The sequence below is a fragment of the Bacteroidia bacterium genome (assembly GCA_027493955.1).
Classification (GTDB): Bacteria; Bacteroidota; Ignavibacteria; order SZUA-365; family SZUA-365; genus JAOSJT01.
Map to the genome: position 1 here is coordinate 1320302 of JAOSJT010000001.1, position 21195 is coordinate 1341496.

General features: G+C 57.6%; 19 protein-coding genes and 1 pseudogene. 8 read left to right on the forward strand and 12 right to left on the reverse strand.

Annotated features, from left to right (window positions below):
- From M5R41_05290 to M5R41_05315, 6 genes are all read right to left on the reverse strand, one after another.
- Entirely contained in the window at positions 1–600 is a 600-nt protein-coding gene (locus M5R41_05290; protein MCZ7555800.1) for a chemotaxis protein CheW, read from the reverse strand.
- Positions 600–2168 carry a hypothetical protein gene (locus M5R41_05295; protein ID MCZ7555801.1) on the reverse strand — a complete coding sequence of 523 codons (1569 nt, stop codon included), beginning with the start codon at positions 2166–2168 and terminating at the stop codon, positions 600–602. The genes M5R41_05290 and M5R41_05295 overlap by 1 nt, the downstream gene beginning before the upstream one ends.
- A complete protein-coding gene (locus M5R41_05300) occupies positions 2165–2683 on the reverse strand; it encodes a chemotaxis protein CheW (protein MCZ7555802.1) in 519 nt (172 codons plus the stop codon). Before M5R41_05300 ends, M5R41_05295 begins: the two co-directional genes overlap by 4 nt.
- A 357-nt stretch (positions 2684–3040) precedes the next feature.
- A complete protein-coding gene (gene purB, locus M5R41_05305) occupies positions 3041–4333 on the reverse strand; it encodes an adenylosuccinate lyase (protein MCZ7555803.1) in 1293 nt (430 codons plus the stop codon).
- 12 nt (positions 4334–4345) lie between these two features.
- On the reverse strand, positions 4346–5485 hold the full coding sequence (locus tag M5R41_05310) for a trypsin-like peptidase domain-containing protein (protein ID MCZ7555804.1): 1140 nt from the start codon (positions 5483–5485) through the stop codon (positions 4346–4348).
- A complete protein-coding gene (locus M5R41_05315) occupies positions 5485–6144 on the reverse strand; it encodes a glycerol-3-phosphate acyltransferase (protein MCZ7555805.1) in 660 nt (219 codons plus the stop codon). Before M5R41_05315 ends, M5R41_05310 begins: the two co-directional genes overlap by 1 nt.
- A gap of 272 nt (positions 6145–6416) precedes the next feature.
- Here M5R41_05315 and sppA point away from each other — a divergent pair, with 272 nt between their 5' ends.
- The 8 genes from sppA (at position 6417) to M5R41_05355 (ending at position 12160) form a co-directional block, all read left to right on the forward strand.
- Entirely contained in the window at positions 6417–7343 is a 927-nt protein-coding gene (sppA, locus tag M5R41_05320) for a signal peptide peptidase SppA (protein MCZ7555806.1), read from the forward strand.
- A 24-nt stretch (positions 7344–7367) separates the two neighbouring features.
- Complete coding sequence (locus M5R41_05325) at positions 7368–7664, forward strand: integration host factor subunit beta (protein MCZ7555807.1); 297 nt, start codon at positions 7368–7370, stop codon at positions 7662–7664.
- A 9-nt stretch (positions 7665–7673) separates the two neighbouring features.
- Positions 7674–8558, forward strand: a complete 885-nt coding sequence (locus M5R41_05330; protein MCZ7555808.1) for a tetratricopeptide repeat protein — start codon at positions 7674–7676, stop codon at positions 8556–8558.
- 161 nt (positions 8559–8719) lie between these two features.
- Positions 8720–9244, forward strand: a complete 525-nt coding sequence (locus M5R41_05335) for an HIT domain-containing protein (GenBank protein ID MCZ7555809.1) — start codon at positions 8720–8722, stop codon at positions 9242–9244.
- A gap of 12 nt (positions 9245–9256) precedes the next feature.
- A complete protein-coding gene (locus tag M5R41_05340; protein ID MCZ7555810.1) occupies positions 9257–9655 on the forward strand; it encodes a YtxH domain-containing protein in 399 nt (132 codons plus the stop codon).
- 95 nt (positions 9656–9750) lie between these two features.
- Complete coding sequence (locus M5R41_05345; protein MCZ7555811.1) at positions 9751–10143, forward strand: hypothetical protein; 393 nt, start codon at positions 9751–9753, stop codon at positions 10141–10143.
- Entirely contained in the window at positions 10140–11048 is a 909-nt protein-coding gene (locus tag M5R41_05350) for a decaprenyl-phosphate phosphoribosyltransferase (GenBank protein ID MCZ7555812.1), read from the forward strand. Before M5R41_05345 ends, M5R41_05350 begins: the two co-directional genes overlap by 4 nt.
- Positions 11049–11053: 5 nt before the next feature.
- Positions 11054–12160 carry a DUF362 domain-containing protein gene (locus M5R41_05355; GenBank protein ID MCZ7555813.1) on the forward strand — a complete coding sequence of 369 codons (1107 nt, stop codon included), beginning with the start codon at positions 11054–11056 and terminating at the stop codon, positions 12158–12160.
- Between the two features lie 105 nt (positions 12161–12265).
- On the opposite strand, the gene M5R41_05360 is transcribed toward M5R41_05355, so the two are convergent.
- The 6 genes and pseudogenes from M5R41_05360 to M5R41_05385 all read right to left on the reverse strand — a co-directional run bounded on the left by M5R41_05360 (position 12266) and on the right by M5R41_05385 (position 21183).
- The gene (locus M5R41_05360; protein ID MCZ7555814.1) at positions 12266–12598 is read right to left on the reverse strand and encodes an ATP-binding protein; all 333 of its coding nucleotides are present in this window, start codon (positions 12596–12598) and stop codon (positions 12266–12268) included.
- 402 nt (positions 12599–13000) lie between these two features.
- A pseudogene (locus M5R41_05365) lies at positions 13001–13360 on the reverse strand (response regulator).
- A gap of 30 nt (positions 13361–13390) precedes the next feature.
- Positions 13391–17104 (reverse strand): ATP-binding protein, encoded by a 3714-nt coding sequence (locus M5R41_05370; GenBank protein ID MCZ7555815.1) that lies wholly within the window; start codon positions 17102–17104, stop codon positions 13391–13393.
- A gap of 128 nt (positions 17105–17232) precedes the next feature.
- Positions 17233–18600 carry an MmgE/PrpD family protein gene (locus M5R41_05375; GenBank protein ID MCZ7555816.1) on the reverse strand — a complete coding sequence of 456 codons (1368 nt, stop codon included), beginning with the start codon at positions 18598–18600 and terminating at the stop codon, positions 17233–17235.
- A gap of 43 nt (positions 18601–18643) precedes the next feature.
- Positions 18644–20614, reverse strand: coding sequence for a homoaconitase (gene lysF, locus M5R41_05380; GenBank protein MCZ7555817.1), 1971 nt, complete (start codon positions 20612–20614; stop codon positions 18644–18646).
- A gap of 35 nt (positions 20615–20649) precedes the next feature.
- Positions 20650–21183 (reverse strand): HD domain-containing protein, encoded by a 534-nt coding sequence (locus M5R41_05385; protein MCZ7555818.1) that lies wholly within the window; start codon positions 21181–21183, stop codon positions 20650–20652.
- Positions 21184–21195 lie beyond the last annotated feature (12 nt).

The window sequence follows — 21195 nt, forward strand, 5'->3', positions numbered from 1 at the left end:
TCAGGGTTCTGTGCTATTAAGGGCGTCGAGGAATCGCGGCACATCAATCAGCAATGTCCTGTGCTCTGTCATGCCGCTGATGAATTTCCTCTTTTCCGCGGCAAGAAACGTCGGCACGGGACGAACCGTGTCCGTTGCGATACTCGTCATTCCCAAAATCGAATCCACAAGAATTCCGATGCGGAACCGGTCATGCCGAAGAATGACCACGCGATGCATCGTCGTGATATTCGTACCAGGTATCTGCAACTGCGGTTTGGGATCGAGTACCGCGAACAATACCCCGCGGTTGCTTGACAGTCCGATAATCCCGGTGGGGGTGTTCGGCAGCGAAACCATATTGTGCAGGGGCACGACCTCGTCCACGTCCGCACAGGGAAGAGCGTACGCGTCCGTGCCGAGCTGTACCGTGAGCACCTCCATCTCATGGCTGCGGGATGTTTCTTCGCTCTTACGAGGTTGACTGTACTCGATGGCGCGCTGCCGCAGGACGTCCTCGTCGGCGGGGAGCGACGACGGGTGATCGGCGCGGAGCGGCGCTCGGTCTTTCAGCATGCGGGACGATGCCGTCGCGATCGCGGTATGGAGTACGTCGAACATCAGACCTGCCGTCCTTCCATGGTGCGTATCAACACGGCGAGGTGGCGCGCGGTCATATCACCCCAGAACAGTACCTGGTCCTGATCGGGGAGCGCTTCGATAAGTTCGAGGGCATTCCCGAGATGCCGGGCCGCGCGGGCATCTTTTCCAAGAAAACGATACAGCGATCCGATACCGAAATGTGCGGGGATGAACGTGGGATCGAGGTACAGCGCCCGATCGAACACTTGCAGCGCCCGCTGCGTCTCGCCGAGTTCGCGAAGGATGGTCGCGTGGATGCACTGACAGTAGGCGCTCATCTTGTGCTCGCTCACGGCGCGTTCGGCGGCCGACAGAGCTTCTTCCAGGCGACCGGCATCCGCGAGATCACGCGCCCGATCCCCCGCCGCCTGTGCCGCGTCAATGATCGTCTGTGCTTCTCCCGTTCTTGCCGCGCTGACGACGGATGCCGCACCGCTTTCCGCTGCATGCGCATCGGCGTTATCCACGAGGGCTGCAAACGCGTCGGAATCCTCTACAACCGGCAGCGCGGGCAGAGGTAAATCCAAAAGCAGGTCGGATGCAGTGTTTCTGATGTGCGCATCGGATTTTTGCAGCGCTCTCCCGGAAAGCAATTCATCGAAGGGATGGGTCCTGCCTGCGTCTTTCCGGCCATCCGGGGTGGGTGTCGCATCCCGCTCCGCATCTTCCTTCCGTCTGATGGCGGGAAATTCCTGTCGCTGATAATGAAACAATGTGATGTCGCCGAAACGTTTTCCTTCGAACCCGGGCTGATTGATGAGCGTCGTTTCCGTCATACTCGGGACGAGCCAACCATCAGGCCGCAGCGACGCCCGGAAGCCCTGCACAATCTCGTTCACCACAGGCCGGGTAAAGTACATGAGTACATTGCGGCAGAGAATCAGGTCCATCGGGGACGGATACGTGCCGACGTCCACGAGATTCAACGGACGGAATTCCACCATGGACCGCAACGTCTCACTGACCGTGTAACGGTTGTCGCCTTCCGCCACGAACCAACGGTTGATGAGTTCCTCGCTCATATCGCGGAACGACCAATCGCGATACACTCCGCGCCGCGCTCTGTCGAGCGATATGGTATTGATATCGGTGCCGAGAATATGCACACGCATCCCGCTCTCCTCCCGAAGCAGCGACGCGATAATAATGGCAAGCGTGTAGACCTCCTCGCCGGTGCTGCAACCGGCGCTCCAGACGCGCAGCAACGAGTCTCCCGTCTCGGATTTCCGCCGAAGTATTTCGGGCAATATGGCATCGCGCAACACGGATATGACAGCGAGTTCACGGAAGAAGTAGGACTCACCGATGGTCAGATGCTTGGCCAGAATGCGGACCTGCTCCTCGCTTTGTTCTTCGTTCTGCAGCCAGGAGAGGCATTCCTCCACAGTGCTCATCCCCAGTTCCCCGACGGCCGGCCGCAGCAACCGGCGGAGATCTGTCCACTGATGCGGGAGATATCGCAATCCCAGCAGACGTTCCACTTTCGCGAAAACCTGATGCAGATGTAATGCCGCACCGGGCTCCGGAGGCAATGTGCGTGTTGTCACAAGGTTTCTTCCTCTAGCTGGAGCAGCTCCGCTTCGCGAAGCGCGCTTGTGAAGAAATCATCAAGCCCGTTCAACATCTCCGACGGTTCGAGTACAGGAACCACCTGGCCTTCGACGACGACGTAGCGATGTGCGTCAGCGATGGTCGTTCGCACATCCAGCACACGGGACGCGGTCGTCGACACAAATTCCACGACCTCGTCGACGAGTATGGCCACATCTCCCCGCGCCGTGCTGCAAATAGCGAAGCGCTGCCGCGGGTGCAGCACCGCAGGCCGTTCGCGAAAGAGACGCGCGAGATCAATAACCGGCAGAACGTCTCCATGCAGATTGAATACGCCGATGACGTGATCAGGGAAGCTGCGTCCCGGTGACACGGCGCAAGCGGGAAGCATTTCCCGCACCGCGCCCAGTGGAATCGCAGCTGTCGCTCGCCCGTTCCGGACGAGCATGGCTGTCGTATGTTCGATGTTCTGCTGTGCCGTCATCTGTATCATTGGGCTTTTGTCAGTCATTGTGCGTTCCGGAAGAGCGAGAATGCCGGTACGCTTCATGTAAACTAACAGCGTCGCCTTACAGCAAGCTGAACAAGGTATTAACAAATTGTAAGTGAGGAACGGAGGTATACAGGGAAGCGTCGAAATCACGGAGGGATCGTCCGTCGCCTATGGCCTGAAGCCATCCTTCAGGCCCGCATCTGCTGAGCGCGGGCAGCTGTATCTGCCCAGAAAAACGGACGGTCACGGCAGGCGTGCCCCTGCGGGCGACGCTCCGTGACCGTCCGTGTAGTATGAAGTGCGGAACGTCCGCGCGGCGTTCTGCCGGCAGGCTTCACCCGGAATGAGGGGCGTCATTCCGCGGATGCCATGCCGTCACAGTCCGAGCCGCTCGAAAATCATGTCGACATGTTTCATGCCGGCCGTGGGATCGAAACACTGATCCAGAATCTGGTCGCTGAGCAAGGCACGGACCTCCGGATCGCCTTCCAGCAGGGTGCGCAAATGCACATCCTCCCTCCAGACGCGCATGGCATGGCCCTGCACGATGCGGTAGGCCTCTTCACGGAGCATACCGCCCTTCGTGAGCGCGAGCAGCACCTGCTGCGAAAAAATCAGTCCGCGCGTGCCGTTGATATTCCGGAGCATGTTGTCGGGATACACGAGAAGCTTTTCGACGATGCCCTTCATCTTCGCGAGCATGTAGTCCAGCGCGATGGTGGCGTCGGGCAGGATGACGCGTTCGACGGAGGAATGCGTGATGTCGCGTTCGTGCCACAGGGCCTGATTCTCGAAAGCCGCCAGCGCGTATCCCCGCAGGATGCGTGCCATACCGGCCACGCGTTCGCAGGTGATAGGATTGCGCTTGTGCGGCATGGCACTGCTGCCCTTCTGTCCTTTCGCAAAGTACTCCTCGGCTTCCAGTACTTCGGTCTTCTGGAGATGACGGATTTCCGTCGCAAATTTCTCGAGCGACCCGCCGATGATGGCGATCGTGGAAAGAAACTCCGCATGCCGGTCGCGCTGCAAGACCTGCGTGGAAATCGGCGAGGGTTTGAGGTGCATCTTCTCGCAGACGTAGCGCTCGACGAAGGGATCGATGTTCGCATACGTGCCTACGGCGCCCGAGAGCTTGCCGTACGAAATGCTTTCAATCGCCCGGTCGAGGCGGTCGAGGTCGCGCCGAATCTCTTCATGCCACATGGCCAGTTTGAGTCCGAAGGTCATCGGTTCGGCGTGAATGCCATGCGTCCGTCCGATGGCAGGTGTGTATTTAAGTTCCTTCGCGCGAAGCGCCACGACCTCGCGCAGGGCGGTGAGACCTTCGCGCAGCAGCAGTCCCGCCTTGCGTGTGATGGCGGACAGCGCGGTATCCACCACATCCGACGACGTGAGGCCGAGATGAATGTAGCGGGAGTTTTCGCCGACGTTTTCCGCGACGTTGGTGAGGAAAGCGATCACGTCGTGATTCAGCGTTTGTTCCAGCTCCGTAATGCGGTCCACGGAGAAATCCGCTCGTTCACGTATGACCGGGATCGCCTCCCGCGGAATCAACCCGAGTTCGGCCTGGGCTTCGCAGGCGTACAATTCCACTTCGAGCCAGGTCTGAAATTTCGCCTCGTCGGTCCAGAGCGTCCCCATCTCGGGACGCGTATAACGATGAATCATGCTGTACCTTTTCTATTCTAGAGTGAGATCGATGGTGCGGACTTTGCTGTCGCGGAGCACTTCGAGCCGGATGACATCACCGCGCATGGAATAGCGGACAAGAGATTCCAGAATACCGATGGAGTACAAGGGTTCGCCATTGGCCCGAAGTATGATATCCGCCTCTTCGAGACCCGATTTTGCGGCCGCGCCGCGCCTGTTGGTCAGGCGTGTCACAACCACCCCTTCCACCTTCTCGAGACCGTAGGCGCGCGCGATGGCTTCGTCCACCTGCTGCGCCCGAAAACCGGGGTCGAACTCGCGATCCACCTTGCCGTCGCGGCGGAGTATGTCCACAATTTCCTTGACGCGATTGACGGGTACGGCAAAGCCCAGTCCGACGCTTCCCTGATTCGGCGAATAAATGACGGTGTTGACGCCGATCACTTCGCCGTTGCTGTTGACCAGCGGACCGCCGCTGTTTCCGGTGTTGATGGCGGCGTCGGTCTGCAGCATATTCCGGTAGATGCCCCCGCCCTGACTCTGCTCCAGAAACACATGCGTTGCGCTGATGACGCCCACGGTGACCGTGGGTTTGGCGGTCGAAGTAAACAAGCCGAAGGGATTTCCGAAAGCGATGCTCCACTCTCCGACGATCACATCGTCCGAATTCCCGAGCTTGAGATACGGCAGATCACGATCGGCCTCGATTTTCAGCAGGGCGACATCCGTGACGGGATCGGTACCGATGACTTTCGCGTTATGTTTCGAGCCGTCGGACATGGTGATGACGATTTCCGTGGCGCGACCGGCCACGTGGTCGTTTGTGACGCAATACCCTTCCGGCGAAATGATGAACCCGCTGCCCGCGCTCTGCAGGCGCTGGCTGAAGTACCTCTCCCCGTAAAACATCTGCCAGAAGGGATCGAGCTGGCGGCGGCGGATTTCCGTGACGTTGATTCCCACCACCGCAGGACTCACGATCTCGATAGAGCGAGTTATGGCATTGCGTCGTGAATTGGAAATCTCATCCTGACCGGCGGGTGCCGAGGTACGATATTGCGGAGGATCCTCTTCGGGGACGACGCGATCGGGTCCCGCATTGCACGCTGTGGCCATCAGGGAAAAAAGAGCCGCGATGAGCAGACGATGGAAGATTTCTTGACGAAACATTATTCCTGTCCAGACTGAGTTGTTGTGTATGATGACGCTTTCCCCGTGCGCAGTAACGTCCGCAGGGGTTCGATATGGCGAATGAGAATAAGAGCGAACAGAAGAAGGACCGGAGGGAGCAGCCACCAGGTGTCCGCTGGTGAGTGCATCATACCGCCCGCAAACAGATCGAGGGTGAACAGCACCGTCGCCGGTGTCATTACCGACGCGGCGATATTCCCGATGTGGACGTTGCGCGTTTTCGCGAATACCAGCAGCCAGTACAGAATCCAGAGACCCAGCAAGAGCGGATTGAAAGCGATGGCAGCCCCAGCCGCCGGTGCGAGGCCCCTGCCGCCTTTCCAGCCGATCCAGGGCGAGTAATTATGCCCCGCCACAACGGCGAGCATGGCAATTGCGGACGCGGTGTAACCGTCCGCGGCTACACTTCCCGCAATGGCTGTGGCACCGAAACCCTTGAGTACATCGATGAACAGGACGAGCACTCCAACGCGCTTGCTGCGCGATACCTCGAAGGCGTTGAGCGTTCCGATATTGCCGCTGCCTTCGTGACGCAGATCCTTACCGCTGTGTCGCCGCACAAGCAGATAGGCAGTCGGAAATGAACCGACAATGAATGCGCAAGTTGAAATGACGGAATAGATGAGCAAACTCTGCATTCACATAATATACATGTTGCGGCCGTGAGAATTCCAGCCCTGATTTTCTCCATGCATCACGCATTGCCCTTGCTCCCTGCCGGGCGTCGTCCTCGCATGAGGCATACCCGAAGATCGTCCCGGGCTCCCGCTCCGGGTGGCGGCAACGTGATAGGATCAGGAGCCTCCACATGTGATTGTGCACAGCCACATTACGGACATCCATTGATTGACAAGAGAGGATGTTTTTCGTAACTTAATGATCCTCAATAAGTTAAGCTGAAAATGAGGCAATGAGCACAACTGGAAAATGGATACTGGGAATCGTGGTGGCCTTCGCGGGAATGGCCTTCGTGGTGTTTGCCATCGCGATATTTTCCTTCGTCGGAGCTCTCACAACCGCCTCCTCCCCCACCTATGAGGAGAGCACGGGTGGTTCGGGAACGGACCGCGTGGCGGTTATCCGCCTCGAGGAAGCTATCACGGACGCGTCCGAGGTTGTCCGCCAGTTGCAAAAATACCGCAAACGGAGTTCGGTGAAAGCCATTGTGCTGCGGCTGGACTCTCCCGGCGGCGGCGTGGTCCCGAGCCATGAGATTTATGAGGAAGTGAACAAAACCCGGAAACTCGGCACGCCCGTTGTCGTGTCCATGGGGTCGGTGGCCGCAAGCGGCGCATACTACATCGCCTGCGCCGCTTCGCGTGTCGTGGCCAATCCGGGCACCATCACAGGCAGCATCGGCGTGGTCTCCACCTTCCCGAATTTCAAAGGATTGATGGATAAAATCGGCGTGGAGCAGACCACGATCAAATCCGGTGAATTCAAGGATGTGGGCAATCCCGCGCGTGCCATGACGGAGCGCGAACGCAGTTTCCTCCAATCGTCCATTGACAATGTGTATGGACAGTTCCTGCGTATTGTCGCGACTGCCCGCAATCTGCCGGAGGATTCCGTGCGCGCGCTGGCGGACGGCAGGATCTACACGGGCGAACAAGCTTACAAATCCGGGCTCGTGGACACTCTCGGGACCTTCCAGACCGCCGTGCTCATTGCCGGGACGCTGGGCAAAATCAGCGGTGAGCCGCGCATCACGGAAGAAGTGCAGCGCGAATCGCTGCTGGACATCTTCATGGGTACGCGATCATCGGAAACCCTCCGCCGCCTCGAGGCGACATTGCGCAATACTCCGCCAGTGGAGTATCGCATGCTGTTTCAGTAACGTTTCATTACTGCAGGTACATACGTGACAAAAGCTGACATCGTCGACAATATCGCGGCTGCCACGGGTCTGACAAAGGTCGAGACCGAAGCGGTCGTAGATGGCTTCCTCGCAACCGTGAGTCAGGCCCTGAAGGAAGGGCATTCGATAGAAATCCGCGGTTTCGGAAGCTTCAAAGTCAAAAAGCGCAAAGCCCGCATGGCACGCAACCCGCGAACGGGCGAAGACGTCTATGTCGACGAGCATTTCGTCCCGGTATTCAAAGTATCCAAGGAGATGCGGCATGGTGTGGACCAGGCCCTTAAATCTCTGGAAGAGTAGCGCCATCGCATGAACGATACACGAAATATCTGTCCTGCCTGTGGCTCCGCCCTTGAACGCGGTGCTTCCGTTTGCGACATCTGCGGCGAGGATCTGACGCGGGCCGCGGCAGCGACCGCGGATACGGCGCCCGTCGTCCCGATGTCCACCGCTCCGGAACCGAGAAACCCCGCGTCCACCGCCACAGGCAAGCCCGTGTACTGTACGAAGTGCGGGAGCGGCAACGAAACCGGCGACACCTATTGTCATTCCTGCGGATCCCCGTTGCGTGCTGCGCAAGCACGGAAGAGCACGAAGAAACAGCCAGCAAAGGTCCCCGCACCCTCGGCGCTCTTTACGACGCCGCAATGGATCGCAGTCTGCGTGGGGAGTTTCATTCTCGGAGCGGTAGTCGTGGCGGCCTTTTTCCCGGCCACAGACAATGCCGCCGCCCCTGCTCCACAGGGGGGGGAAACACAGCAAGCAGCCGGCGACAAACGTCCCACCATCGCGCAGGTCAACGCGGCCCGTGATGCCGCGGCCGCAAATCCTTCCGACATGGGCGCGCAATTGCGGTATGCGAATATTCTGCACGATGCCATGATGCTCGATCAGGCCATCGCGCAATACAAATCGTATCTCGGTACCGTGCCGGAGGACGTGGACGCGCGTGTCGACCTCGGAGTCTGTTATTTTGAGCAGAAGAAATACGACGAGGCCATCACGGAAATGGAAACCGCTCTGCGCGTCAATCCGCGACATCAACTCGGCAACTACAATCTCGGCATTGTGAACCTGAATGCCGGGAATACGGCGAAAGCCATCGAATGGTTCAACAAAGCAGTGGAAATCGACCCGAATTCACCCTACGGGCAGAATGCCAGCCGCATCATCGCAGAGCATTCCACACCGTAACGATGATAACAGAATTTCCGAATACTTCAATTTTCCATTAACCGGAGGTTCCCTCATGCCCTGCGGCAAAAAAAGAAAACGCCATAAAATGGCGACGCACAAGCGGAAAAAACGTCTGCGCAAGAACAGGCATAAGAAGAAAAACCGCTAGTCGGTGAAGCATGGATAGACTCTGGTCTCCCTGGAGATCGCACTATATCCAGACATTTGGAACGGATCAGGAAGCCCGGGGCTGCGTGTTCTGCGACGCCCTGGCTTCCGGCCGCGATGACGACACCTATCTCGTCAAGCGACACCGGCGGTGTTTTTCCATGCTTAACCTGTATCCGTACAACAGTGGGCATCTTCTGATCATCCCCAACGCCCATGTCGCATCACTCACGGATCTCGATCGCGAGACCTACACCGAGCTCTTCGAACTCGTGCGCGATTGGTTGCGGGTATGCGATGGCGCCATGCACCCGCAAGGGTACAATATCGGGTCCAACCTCGGCCGTAACGCCGGAGCGGGCATCGACCAGCATGTGCACATGCACATCGTACCGCGCTGGAGCGGTGACGCCAATTTCATGCCGGTGATTGCGGACACGAAAGTCATTTCGGAATCGCTGCACGATACGATGCTGAAGCTCAGGAGCGGATTTGACGCATTACCGTCGTATTTTTCACACGCACACGACAGTTAATAAGGAGTACCCATGTCCGACAACAGCACACGCAACCTTCTCGTCGGTTTCCTCTCCGGCGCCGTCGTCGGTGGAATCATCGCCCTGCTCTACGCCCCGAAACCGGGGAAAGAACTGCGCGGAGATCTCCGTCGCAAAGGCGGCGAAATCGCGGAGGACATCGAGGAGTATCTTCAGGAAGCGCAGGACAAGGCCCGCACCATCATCAATGAAGGGAAGGAGCGTTCCTCCGCCCTCATCACCGATGCGAAGCGGAAAGCCGAAACCCTGCTCAAGGACGCCGAGCATATCATGACCGACGCCCGCAGCCGCATGACACAGGAAAGCGGCAGAATCAAAACCGCCGTCAAAGCGGGCGTGGACGCCTACAAGGACGAACGCGACAAAGAGAGCGAGGCGCCGGCCTCCTGATCCCGCATCCAACCGACGTACGAGGGCGGCGCGCAACGGATACCATCCACAGCCGCCGCCCTCCTTTTTGTTTCCGACTACACGGAGGCCGCACGATGGACGTTATTCAAAATCTTCTCTGGATTGTATTGCTCGCGGGCGGCATCGCTCTCGTGGTCGTCCTCATCATGGTGCTGCTGCGGCTCAAGAGCAGCATCGAACTGCTGCTGCAGGAGGTGCAGCGCTTCGGGGATCGCACCGAACCCATACTCGAAAAACTCGAGAAGGTGGCAGTGAAGACCGAAGAAGCCCTCGAAATGATCACGGAAAACCGCGAGGCGCTTTCCGAAGCCACAGGGTACATACGCAAAGTCGCGGCCAACATCTATCGCATCGAAAACGCCTTGCAGGAGCAGATCGAACCGTCGGTCATGGCCCTTGCGCGACGCCTTAGCGGTGTCCGCCGCGGCATTGAAACCTTTCTCGACGTTCTGCGGAGACGTGCATGAAGACGCAAAGCGTCACGGTCGCACGGGGCAACGCTGTGACCCTGCTCATCCGGACCATGCGTCCGCGGCAGTGGGTAAAAAATCTCTTCGTATTCTCGCCGCTGTTGTTCTCGCGCCATCTTTTCGATACGTCGATACTCGCGCTCTCGCTTGTCGGCTTCGCGCTGTTTTCCCTGACCGCGAGCACCATTTATATCATCAACGACATCATCGATGCGGAAACAGATCGCCTGCATCCGGTCAAGCGACTGCGTCCCCTGGCATCAGGGGCACTGTCCACCGTTGTGGCGGGAACGGCGGCCGGTGTGATCGGTTTTACCGCCGTCGCACTGTCGTTCGCGATACACACGCGATTCGGCGTGGTGATTCTCGCGTATCTGGTGATGAACATCGTGTATTCCCTGTTCCTGAAGCGCGCGGTCATCATTGACGTCATGACCATCGCGGCGTCTTTCGTTTTGCGTATCGCCGCGGGAGCGGTGATCATTTCCGTTCCGATGTCGGAGTGGCTGTTGATCTGTACATCCCTGCTGGCACTGTTTCTTGGATTCAGCAAGCGCAGACACGAGATCACGGTGCTCGAAGAAGACGCGCACATCCATCGGCCGGTGCTGCTCGAGTACAACACCTACTTTCTCGATCAGATGACCTCGCTGGTCACAGCATCCACTCTCATCTGTTACATTCTGTACACCGTCTCCCCCGAAACGGTGGACAAATTCGGCTCGAAGAATTTGCTCCTGACCGTTCCCTTCGTCCTGTATGGTCTGTTCCGTTATCTGTATCTGGTGCACAAGCGCAACACGGGCGGCGATCCGACGGCTGAGTTGCTGAGCGATACACCGTTGATACTGAACATCGCGCTCTGGGCCGCTTCTGTAGTCATAATCATTTACATGCGCTGATCCTCATGAAAAGTAAAGTCGCCGTTCTGCATACGACACCCGAGACCGTCCTCGACGATTATGTGCGCCTGGCCGAATTGGCCGGCATGGACACAGTACTCGACCCCTCCGCCACGACCATCCTCAAGGATAACATCTCCTGGCATTTTCCCTTTCCCGGAGCCAACACGACACCGTGGCAGCTCGAAGCCACCGTGCTGGCCCTCCGTAAGCATGGCTTCGGCGACATCACCTGCGTACAAAACAAAACAGTCGTGACGGACGCCTTCAAGGGTGAGGATTTGAACGGCTACGTACCCATTTTCAAGAAATACGACATCCCCGTCCTCTTCAATTTCAAGGAAGAGGACATGACCTGGGTACGCTACGAGCCCAAAGCCGACATGCTCGTCCTGCCGAAAATTTACCCCGAAGGGATTTTTATTCCGGAATACTTTTTCGGGAAAAACATCATCCACCTGCCGACGGTGAAGTGTCACATTTACACCACGACCACGGGCGCGATGAAAAACGCCTTCGGGGGCTTGCTCAACACCAAGCGCCATTACACGCATTCATGGATCCATGAAACGCTGGTGGACCTTCTGGCAATACAGAAGGAAATTCACGCCGGCCTGTTCGCCTTCATGGATGGAACAACAGCGGGCAACGGTCCCGGTCCGCGTACCATGTACCCCGAAATCAAGAACGTCATCCTGGCCAGCGATGATCAGGTCGCCATCGACGCTGTCGCGGCGAAAATGATGGGCTTCGATCCGCTGGCGGAGCTTCGGTATGTGCGATTGGCGCATGACCGCGGGCTCGGCATCGGCGATGTCCGCGACATCGAAATCGTGGGCGACGACATCAGCAACGAGCGCTGGGGCTTCGAGGTGGGTGACAACGGCGCAAGCCGCGTCGGCGATATCATGTGGTTCGGACCCCTCAAGGGCTTGCAGAAGCTTTTCTTCCACACGCCGCTCGTGCATGCGTTTGTGGCCGGCTCTGAAATCTATCATGATTACTACCGCTGGCCGCTGAAGGACAAGCGAACATTCGAGAACTGGCTCGCCTCCACAACATGGGGCGCGCTGTTCAATGAGTACCGCCGGAAGGGAACGCTCGCGGATTGAGTTGCCGGCACACCGACCGTGCGCACGGCGGTGTCACGAATACAGGTATGCCCCCTTGTCTGGGGGCATTTTCTTTGAGAACAAGGCACGTGCGGGTGATGGTCTCTATGCGAGCTGCAATGTAAACGTAAACGTACTGCCCCTCCCGGGTTCGGACGCGACGGACAATTTCTGCCCGTGCATCGCGATGAGCTCTCTGCACAGAATCAACCCCAGCCCGGTCCCTTTTTCCTTTTCCGTTCCGGGAATACTGTGCGAATTCGTTATTTCGAACAGCGTCGCCCGCACCGCTTCATCCATACCGATACCACTGTCAATGACGGAAATCGTCGCCGTATTCTCGCCCGCCTGACACTGCACATCCACAATGATGGTGCCGCCCCGGGGCGTGTACTTCACGGCGTTCTGCACGAGATTACGCAACACCGTGGAGATCATCTGCGGATCTGCAAGAACGGATACCGATGTGTCTCCGCTCGCAACGAATTGGATATCTTTCCGAGCCGCCTGTGTGTGCAGAATGGACCAGATTCCCTCGAGAATTTCCTGAAACGCTATGGCTGTGGGAGTGTAGGTGATGGTACCAAGTTGAATGCGCGACCATTCGAGAAGGTTTTCCAACAGGCGGTAGACGCCGCGCCCGGTGTTGCGCATTTCCGACAACAACGGTTTGACTTCCTCCACATCAACCTCACCGAGATTGTCGGAGAGATATTCAGCGATGCTCATGAAACTGCCGAGCGGGCCCCGAAGGTCATGCGCGATGATGGAGAAAAACTTGTCCTTGTCGCGAAGAGCCTTCGCGAGTTCCTGCTTCGAGCGCTGCAACTCGAGGTGCGTCCGCACGCGGGCGAGGAGTTCCGGACGGCTGAACGGCTTCGTGATATAGTCCACAGCACCCAGTTCGAAGCCGCGGACGATGTCCTCCGTGTCCGTCTTCGCGGTGACGAAAATAATCGGGATCTGGCTCGTACGTTCTTGCTGTTTTATCAGACGGCAGGTTTCATATCCGTCAATGCCCGGCATCATGATATCGAGAAGAATCAGTTCCGGCGTCACGTTTTCAAGAATGGACATCGCCTGCATACCGCTGGTGGCCACCGCGACATCGTAGTCGGCTTCACGCAGGAAATTCCCGAGAATCTGAATATTCTTGGTAACGTCGTCAACGACGAGAATGAGATCGCGTGTCCTGTTCATCTGTCTGAATGGGCCCGGAGGTGTCTCAGTTTAACCTTCGTTGGAGCGTGTGGCAAGTTGCCGCAGTTTGCGGTATTCCTGCTCGAAACTTTGTAATGTATGGGGCAAATTGTCCATATCAAAACTATTTACCTCCCGCAGAAGGGTATTTGTCCAATCCTCGAAGAACCGGCACCCCAGTTCCTCCCCCACCGCCTGAATCGTCAGGGCGAAGCGCTCAATTTCCTGAAGTACGAAACGGCTTCGTATCTGCTCCCAGGTTTCATAGTGTTTGCTCTCGATTCTTTCAAGCATTGCGCTGCACGCGGCGAGATCGTCGTCGAGCATCACGGTGGATGGCTGCGGCAGCGCTTCGGCAACGGTTTCTCCCTGATCGCTGACGGTGTCGGTGCGCTGTGCGCCGCTATCGGAAGCGATTTCGACATCAGGAAGTAATACGCGGAATGTGCTGCCCTTTCCGACCTCGCTTCTGACATCGATATGACCGTGCATCATGCGCACCAGACGGTTGGAGATGGCGAGCCCCAGGCCGGTCCCGCCGCTTTGTCTGTCGCGTGCGCTCGGTCCTTGCTGAAAAGGTTCGAAGATTTTTTCGATCACCGCGGGTGGAATACCGCTCCCCGTATCCATGATGGAGAACTCGACGGTACAATGCGAACTCTGCCGATGCAGCATTGCGGCATGTATGGTGATGGAACCGCGTTCGGTGAACTTGACCGCATTGCCGACGAGATTCAGCAGAATCTGCCTCAACCGCACATCATCGATGATGAGCTCCACCGGCAGGGCGTCATCAACAATGGCGTAGAAGCTGATGTTCCGCTTTTTTACATTCCACTGAAAAATACGTTGTACCTCGTTGACCAGCGCGCGAATATTCGTCGGTTTGTACACGAGTTCCAGCCGTCCCGCTTCGATGCGGGAGAGGTCAAGAATGTCGTTGATGAGTTGCAGCAGAGTGTTGCCGCTTATGGCGATGGAATCGAGGTATTCCCTGCTGCCGTCGTCCTTGATCCGATCCTGAAGAAGTTCCGTGAATCCCAGGATGGCGTTCATCGGTGTCCGAATTTCGTGACTCATATGCGCGAGAAATTCGCTCTTGACCGCGTTGGCCCGGTAGGCCTCCTCTTCGGCGCGACGACGATGCTCGATCTCGTGCAAGAGTTGTTCGTTCATGCGGGTAAGCCGTGCAGTGCGCTCGTCAATGAGCAGGGCCAGCTTGCGTTCCTGTATGCGATGCGACGCGATGCGCCAGCGAAACACGGCAAAGACAACTGCGCCCAGCAGCAGAATACCCAGAATGCGGAACCAGACCGTCTCATATAAGGCCGGACGCACATTCAGGTACAGGATCATTTTATCGGGATTCCAGACACCATCGTTGTTCGAGCCCTGAACGAGCAGTGTGTAAAAACCGGGCTCCAGACCGATCAGTGAGAGATCGCGGGAGGATCCGAGATTCTGCCAGTCGGCATGTACCCCGTCGATCTGGTAGCGGTAACGGTTTTCACCGGGACGAATAAAATTCAATGCGGCGAAGGTCAGGTAGGTCTGATTCTCCGTCGCGGGAATAACCAGGGTATCACCCGAAATAATCTGGTAGCGCAGCGCCCTGTCACCGATCTTGCACGCCGTCACCACAAGCGGCGGCACGTAGGAATTGTTCTGTATCATCCCGGGATGGAAATGCGTGACGCCGGCGACTCCTCCAAAAAGCATTTCTCCGTCCGTTGTCCGATAAAAGGCGGCGGCGTTGAATTCGTTTCCCTGAAGTCCGTCTTCCGCATCGTAGGTTGCGGTCACCCCCCGCTCCGGATGGAAGCGCGCAAGTCCGTAATTGGTACTGAGCCAGAATTGTCCGTCATCGTCTTCCAGAATGCCGTAGATCACGTCGTTCGGAAGCCCGTCACGGGTGGTGTATGTTGTAAAAACCCCTTTCGATGGATCGTAGGAACTCAATCCCCTTCCGGTGCCGGCCCAGACGTTCCCGCCGCGGTCAATGTGTATGCAATAGACGCTGTTGGAAGGCAGCGAGGTGGGATCCATTGGATCATGCGACAACAGGGTGCCATGTCCGTGCTGCGGATCCATGATCATGAGTCCGGAGCGATCGAGAGCAATGTACACCCACCCTCGTTCGTCCTGACGAATGTCCCGCACAATATCGCGCGCACCGCTGGTACGCACGAGCGGAGAGATCTGCAGGTAGCGCACGGTCAGGGATTTCGCATCCACAATGGAAATCCCGGACTCTGTCCCCACCCAGAGCGAGCCGTCTCGTGTCCGGGTCATTTTGGAAATGATGCCCCCCACTATCCCCTGCGACCCCCTGGTACGGAAGCGGCCAAGTTTTCCGCTTTTCATCTCCATGGTGTATATGCCGTCCCCTTCCGTCCCGAGCAGCAGCACCCCCGGCGTGCGGGGATGCGGATGGATGGTGTAAATGCTGTTGACGAAACCTCCCGGCAGACCCGGACGACGATAATCACGGGAAAGTTGTGAAATGACTCTGACTCTGCCTTCGCGGTCAACACTGTTCAATCCGCCGTATCCTCCGATCCAAATATGATCCTGCGTATCAACGTACAACGCCCGCACGCTCTCGAAGGACAACGAGTACGGACCCAGCCCGCGCTCATGGATCAATCCGAAAGGCTTGATGGATGGTGCCGTATAACTCAGACCACGCCCGTTGCTTCCGATCCATACGATGCCGCTTCGATCCTCGAACAGGGCGCGGATGCCATCGGTGCCCAGACTGCTGGCGCGTCCGGACTGCTGTACAAAGCGGTGCACGACACGGCTGCGCGTATCGAACATCAGCATCCCCGACGCTTCCGATCCGCACCAGATCCGCCCGCGTCTGTCCAGCAACATGGTGTTGGGTCTGACGAATTGCTTCCCCTGCAGCGACGAGTAGCTGTCCGTCACATCTTCCCATCTCATCGTTTTCAACGAAAGTTTCGCGATACCACCGGACAGCGTGCCTACCCACAGAATCGAATCGCCGGCGAGAACAGCGCTGGTGACCAGCGAGTCCGATCCGTGTCTGAAAACCGGACGAATGACCGTCCCCTTTCCGGTGGTCATGTCGAAGAGGTTCATCCCTGCCCCATGCGCGACAAGCCAGAGGTAACGGCTGCCGCTGGGGAGAATCCCGTGAATATCGTTGCTCGCCACCCCGCTGCCGCGTCCGGCGGCATAACTGTACTGTCGCCATGTCCCGGTTTGCGGAGTATAGCGATGCAATCCGCTGCCATGTGTCGCAACCCAAAGTCGGCCGGTGTTGTCCACGTGCAAGGCGGCGATGCCATCGCGATAATACGAAACCTGTGAATCGAATCGTGTCGAATGCCTGGTAAATTTCCCGGACCTCGGATCACGGGAAAATATACCCTCATCCGTACCAATCCATAACGTATTTGCAGCATCCACCGCCAGGGCGACAATGCGGCCACTCCCGAGACTGGAGGAATCCTTTCCGTCTGGTCGGTATACGACAAAGCGATAACCGTCGTAGCGATTCAGTCCGTCCGCAGTGCCGAACCATAGATAACCGCTCTTGTCCTGCACTATCGCTTTGACGAGACCTTGAGACAAGCCCTGCTCCACGCGAAGCTGCTCGAACTGCAGCTCATTCAGTCGCTGCGCGTCGCCCCTGACGGGATGCACGATGACCAACAGAATGATGAGCACCGGTATTGTCATCACTTGCGGGATGTGACTGAAGAAAGGGGCTTTCATTCGGACTGGGCCAACACGAGTGCATCCTTCGATGAGGTATACGGTCAAAATATCACGAAACAGATCGGGAACAAACAGCAAGAGCGGGGACAGTCCCGCTCTCGCCGCATTCCGAAAGCTGCGGAATGTCACACGATCATACTTTTCATGAAATCCCTCGCCGAGAAATCCTGACAACGGAAAATGATATCCTTCTTCGCCGCCTGCGCTTCGGGCGAAAGCAGTTTGGCGGACAGAGCGTTGAACTTGTTCTCGAGATCCTCCATGCTCATAGGCTCACGCGGATCGCCCTTCGGATACTCGAGGTACTCGCTGAACTCCCGTCCGTCCGTGGTGCGAACAAGCACGCGCGAGGGTTGCTTGGCCGGGAACATCTTCTCGAATTCCTCCGACGCTTCCCCCTTGATTTTGTCTATCACTTCCCAGATTCGCGGATCTTTCAGTTTCTCTTCGGAGAAGGACTGCGTCGTCACCTTGTGGTCCACCAGCGCGGCGGCAAGGCAGTACGGCAGGGAGTGATCGGCCGTTTCACGGGAATCCGGGCGGTACTTGTGCGGATCGAAGAGAATATCACACGCGCGGGCAATGGTCGTCACCCGTACTTCCTGAATCTGATCATAGGAGATGTTGTTTTCCGTTACAGCTTTCAGTGCGCAGGTGATATGTGTGTGCGTGAGGGCCTCGGTCGGGAAGGCCTTCATACTGCACTCAAGAATCTTGAAGGAATCGCCCAGGCCGCCAAGTAGTTTATCCAGGTTCCAGTCGGGACCGTACACGTCCATAAACCCTTCCTTGCCCTCGTAGACGGCCTCGGTACCAGTGTACCCGCGTTGAGCCATCAACGCTGCGAACACCCCCGTCTGCGTGGCCATGGGGTCCACGGTGTTTTTCATCATGGTAAGCTTGCCGGCGGTGGGACAGCCGATGGTATGATTATGGCAGCCGTTGATGCCGATGGCGTTCACCATCTGATCGACCGTGAGTCCGAGCACCTTGCCCGCGACAATGGGCGAGACGAACTGCGTGAGCGTCGCGTGATGCCATTTACGCTCGCGCACGCCGGGTACCGCAAATTCACAGAGGCGTTGCTCGAATTCATAGGCGAGCACGATTGCGGTGATGACATCCTTCATCGACGCGTTGACCTTTTCGCCGACAGACAGCGCCGCCGGGATGATGTCCGACGGATGCGACGGATCTTCCTTCCAGTAAATGTCATTGAAATCCAGTGCGCGGATCATCAGCGAATTGACGAGTGTGGCGTTTACGGCGGGCATTTTGTCCCCGAAACCCAGCAGGGTTGCTTCCCCTTCGCCACCCATTTCGAGATAGATATCCCGAATGATGTTGACATCCCGGGTGTGCGATGCGCCGTACGCACAGCCGATAGAGTCATACAGGTAGCGATGCACTTCGTGAACGACGCGTTCGGGCAGATCATCGTATGTGAGATTGACGGCGAATTCCGCGATGCGACGTGAAATGGATGTCTCCATGATGCTTCCTGGTCAGTAAATGAATTGACAAAGTTACGACTGTTCAACCGAGCCGCTGCATAATCCAGGGCTCGAGGCCGTCGGCGAGGATAAGTTCCTGCGCGGCGGGTCCGATGGGATCGATACTGTACGCAACACCACCGGTACGAATCTCCGACGTACGGAAATCGATTTCCGCGATCACGCCTGTACGTACCGTAGGGTGTTCGGCGCCGAGACGCTGCTTGAGATCTCTGACGAGTTGCGGCGCCTCGACGACGAGGAAGCCGTTATTGATTGCATTGCGTGCATAGGTCTCGCTGAGCGACCCTGCAAGCACCAGGCGAATGCCGCGATACTTCAGCGCGGTGGCGGCTTGCTCGCGTGAGCTTCCTGTTCCGAAATTGAAGCCACCGACGAGAATGTCTCCTTCCCGCACAAGCGATTGAAAGGCAGGGTCATAGTTTTCCATGGCCACCTGCGCTTGCTGCTCCGGCGTGAAATCGTCGTTGTAGGTGTACTTGCCGGGGTAGATGCCGTCGGTGTTCAGGTTGTCCTGATGGCAGAACAACAGTTCCCCCGTGACGATCGGCGGAAATCCATCAATGACAATGGTTTCGCCGCGCGCAGCGGTTTGTCGTTCCGGTATCCGAATGCTTCCCACGGCTTCGCGCGCGTGTCCGTCGCCCGGCATGTCGATATAGCCAGCTACCGCAGACGCCGCAACGATAGCCGGCGAAGCGAGATAGGCCTGTGCGCTGGGCGAGCCCATGCGGCCTTTGAAGTTCCTGTTTGTGGCGGAAATTCCCACTTCCCCGTCCTCCAGTAAGCCGACACCAAGCCCGATGCACGGGCCGCAACCCGGAGGCAGTGCAATCGCGCCGGCATCGATCAGTGCGGGCCAGTCGCCGCGCCGTTCGCTCTCCGCCTGAACTTCGCTTGAAGCGGCGGCGACGTAAAGCTGCACCCCTTCCGCGACGCGCCGGCCGCGCAGCACGGCAGCGGCTTCCGCGAGGTCCTCCACGCGGCCGTTGACGCAGGAGAGCAGATAGGCCTTCTGTATCGGGATGCGCTGCTCGCGCATCACGGCGACGGGTGACATCGTCTTGACATGATTGGGACCCGATACATGCGGTGTGACCGTTGACAGATCCAGTGTCAGTACTTTTGCGTACACCGCATCCGGCGAGGCCTGCGGAATGGCCGCGGCGAGTTGTTCAATGCGCCGGGCGTTCATGCGAGGATGCATACCCTCTCCGTCGGTATCACTGGCGACACCCTCGAGTCCTCGTTGCGCGACGAAACCGGCGCGCGCACTGAGCCAGTCGAGGGTCACCTCGTCCACGGGAAAGACTCCCGCGAGCGCTCCCCATTCCGTCGTCATATTGGCAATGGTCAGTCGCTGATCCACACTGAGCTGAGCGATGCCGTCTCCGGTGAATTCGATGGCGTGGTTCAGCACCTCGTCCTTGTTGAATACCCCGCACAGTGCGATGATGACGTCCTTTCCGGTTACACCGGGCATGAGCGTACCCGTCAGAGCCACCTGTGCGACAGGCGGTACCTTCCACCAGGTGCGTCCGGTCGCCCATATGGCTGCGGCATCCGTTCGCACGATTGGTGTTCCGAGACACCCGAGCCCGCCGTACATGTTGCTGTGGCTGTCGGATGCGACGGCCATGGTGCCAGGCCACGCATAGCCCTCCTCGCACATGATCTGATGACCGATCCCTCTGCCGGCCGGATAAAAGTCTATACCGTGCGCGCGGGCGAAGTTCTCGATCTTTGCATACTTCTCGAGATTCTTTTCGCTCCTGTCCTGCACGTTGTGGTCGAGCGTGATGACGATCTGTCTGGGATTGTGGACTTTCGTCGCTCCGATGCTTCTGAATTTCGGAATGACAGCCCCGGTATTATCATGTGTCATGACATGTGCGGGCTGAATGTAGATGTAGTCACCCGAGTGGATGGTTTGCCCGGCTTCGAGACCGACAGCATAACGCTGGGCAATGGCTTCGATGAGATTCTGTGCCATATGTGCTTCTCCGATGCTTGATGCGGTGAGCGTGGCTATTTCACGAGTTCGAAATCGATGAAGTCGCAATGATGAAACACGATGCTTTCGGGCAGGCGCTTTTCACCTTCTCCTTCCTTGGAGTGCGTGGCGATGATGTGCATCACTTCCGAGGGCACACCATGCTTGAAGGCAAGGCCGACACCGCTGAACGGATGCCGTATGTGTTTTCCGTAATCGGATTTCACGGGCTTGCCGTCGAGGATCTCGTACTCGAACAGTTTGCCGACATCCGCGAGCAAGGCGCCGGCAATGAGGTAGTCGCGATTGATCGGAGTTTTCTTCTCCTTGTGTATAGCGGTGAGCACATCGTCGGTGGCGATACACATCAGGCAAACAGCGCGAACATGATCCAGGAATGAGATAGTGACATTGGACGCAAGCAGCGTAAATGGAATACCGAGAAGCAACTCTTCCGTCCATCCCCGGAAATCAATCGCTTCCTGCCAGCACGCGGCAACCTTTTCCCGCAGGTCCGCGTCGCCGATCGCTTGAATTTCTGGAAGCAGGCGGTTTACGAGTTCACTCATGACGACCTCTTG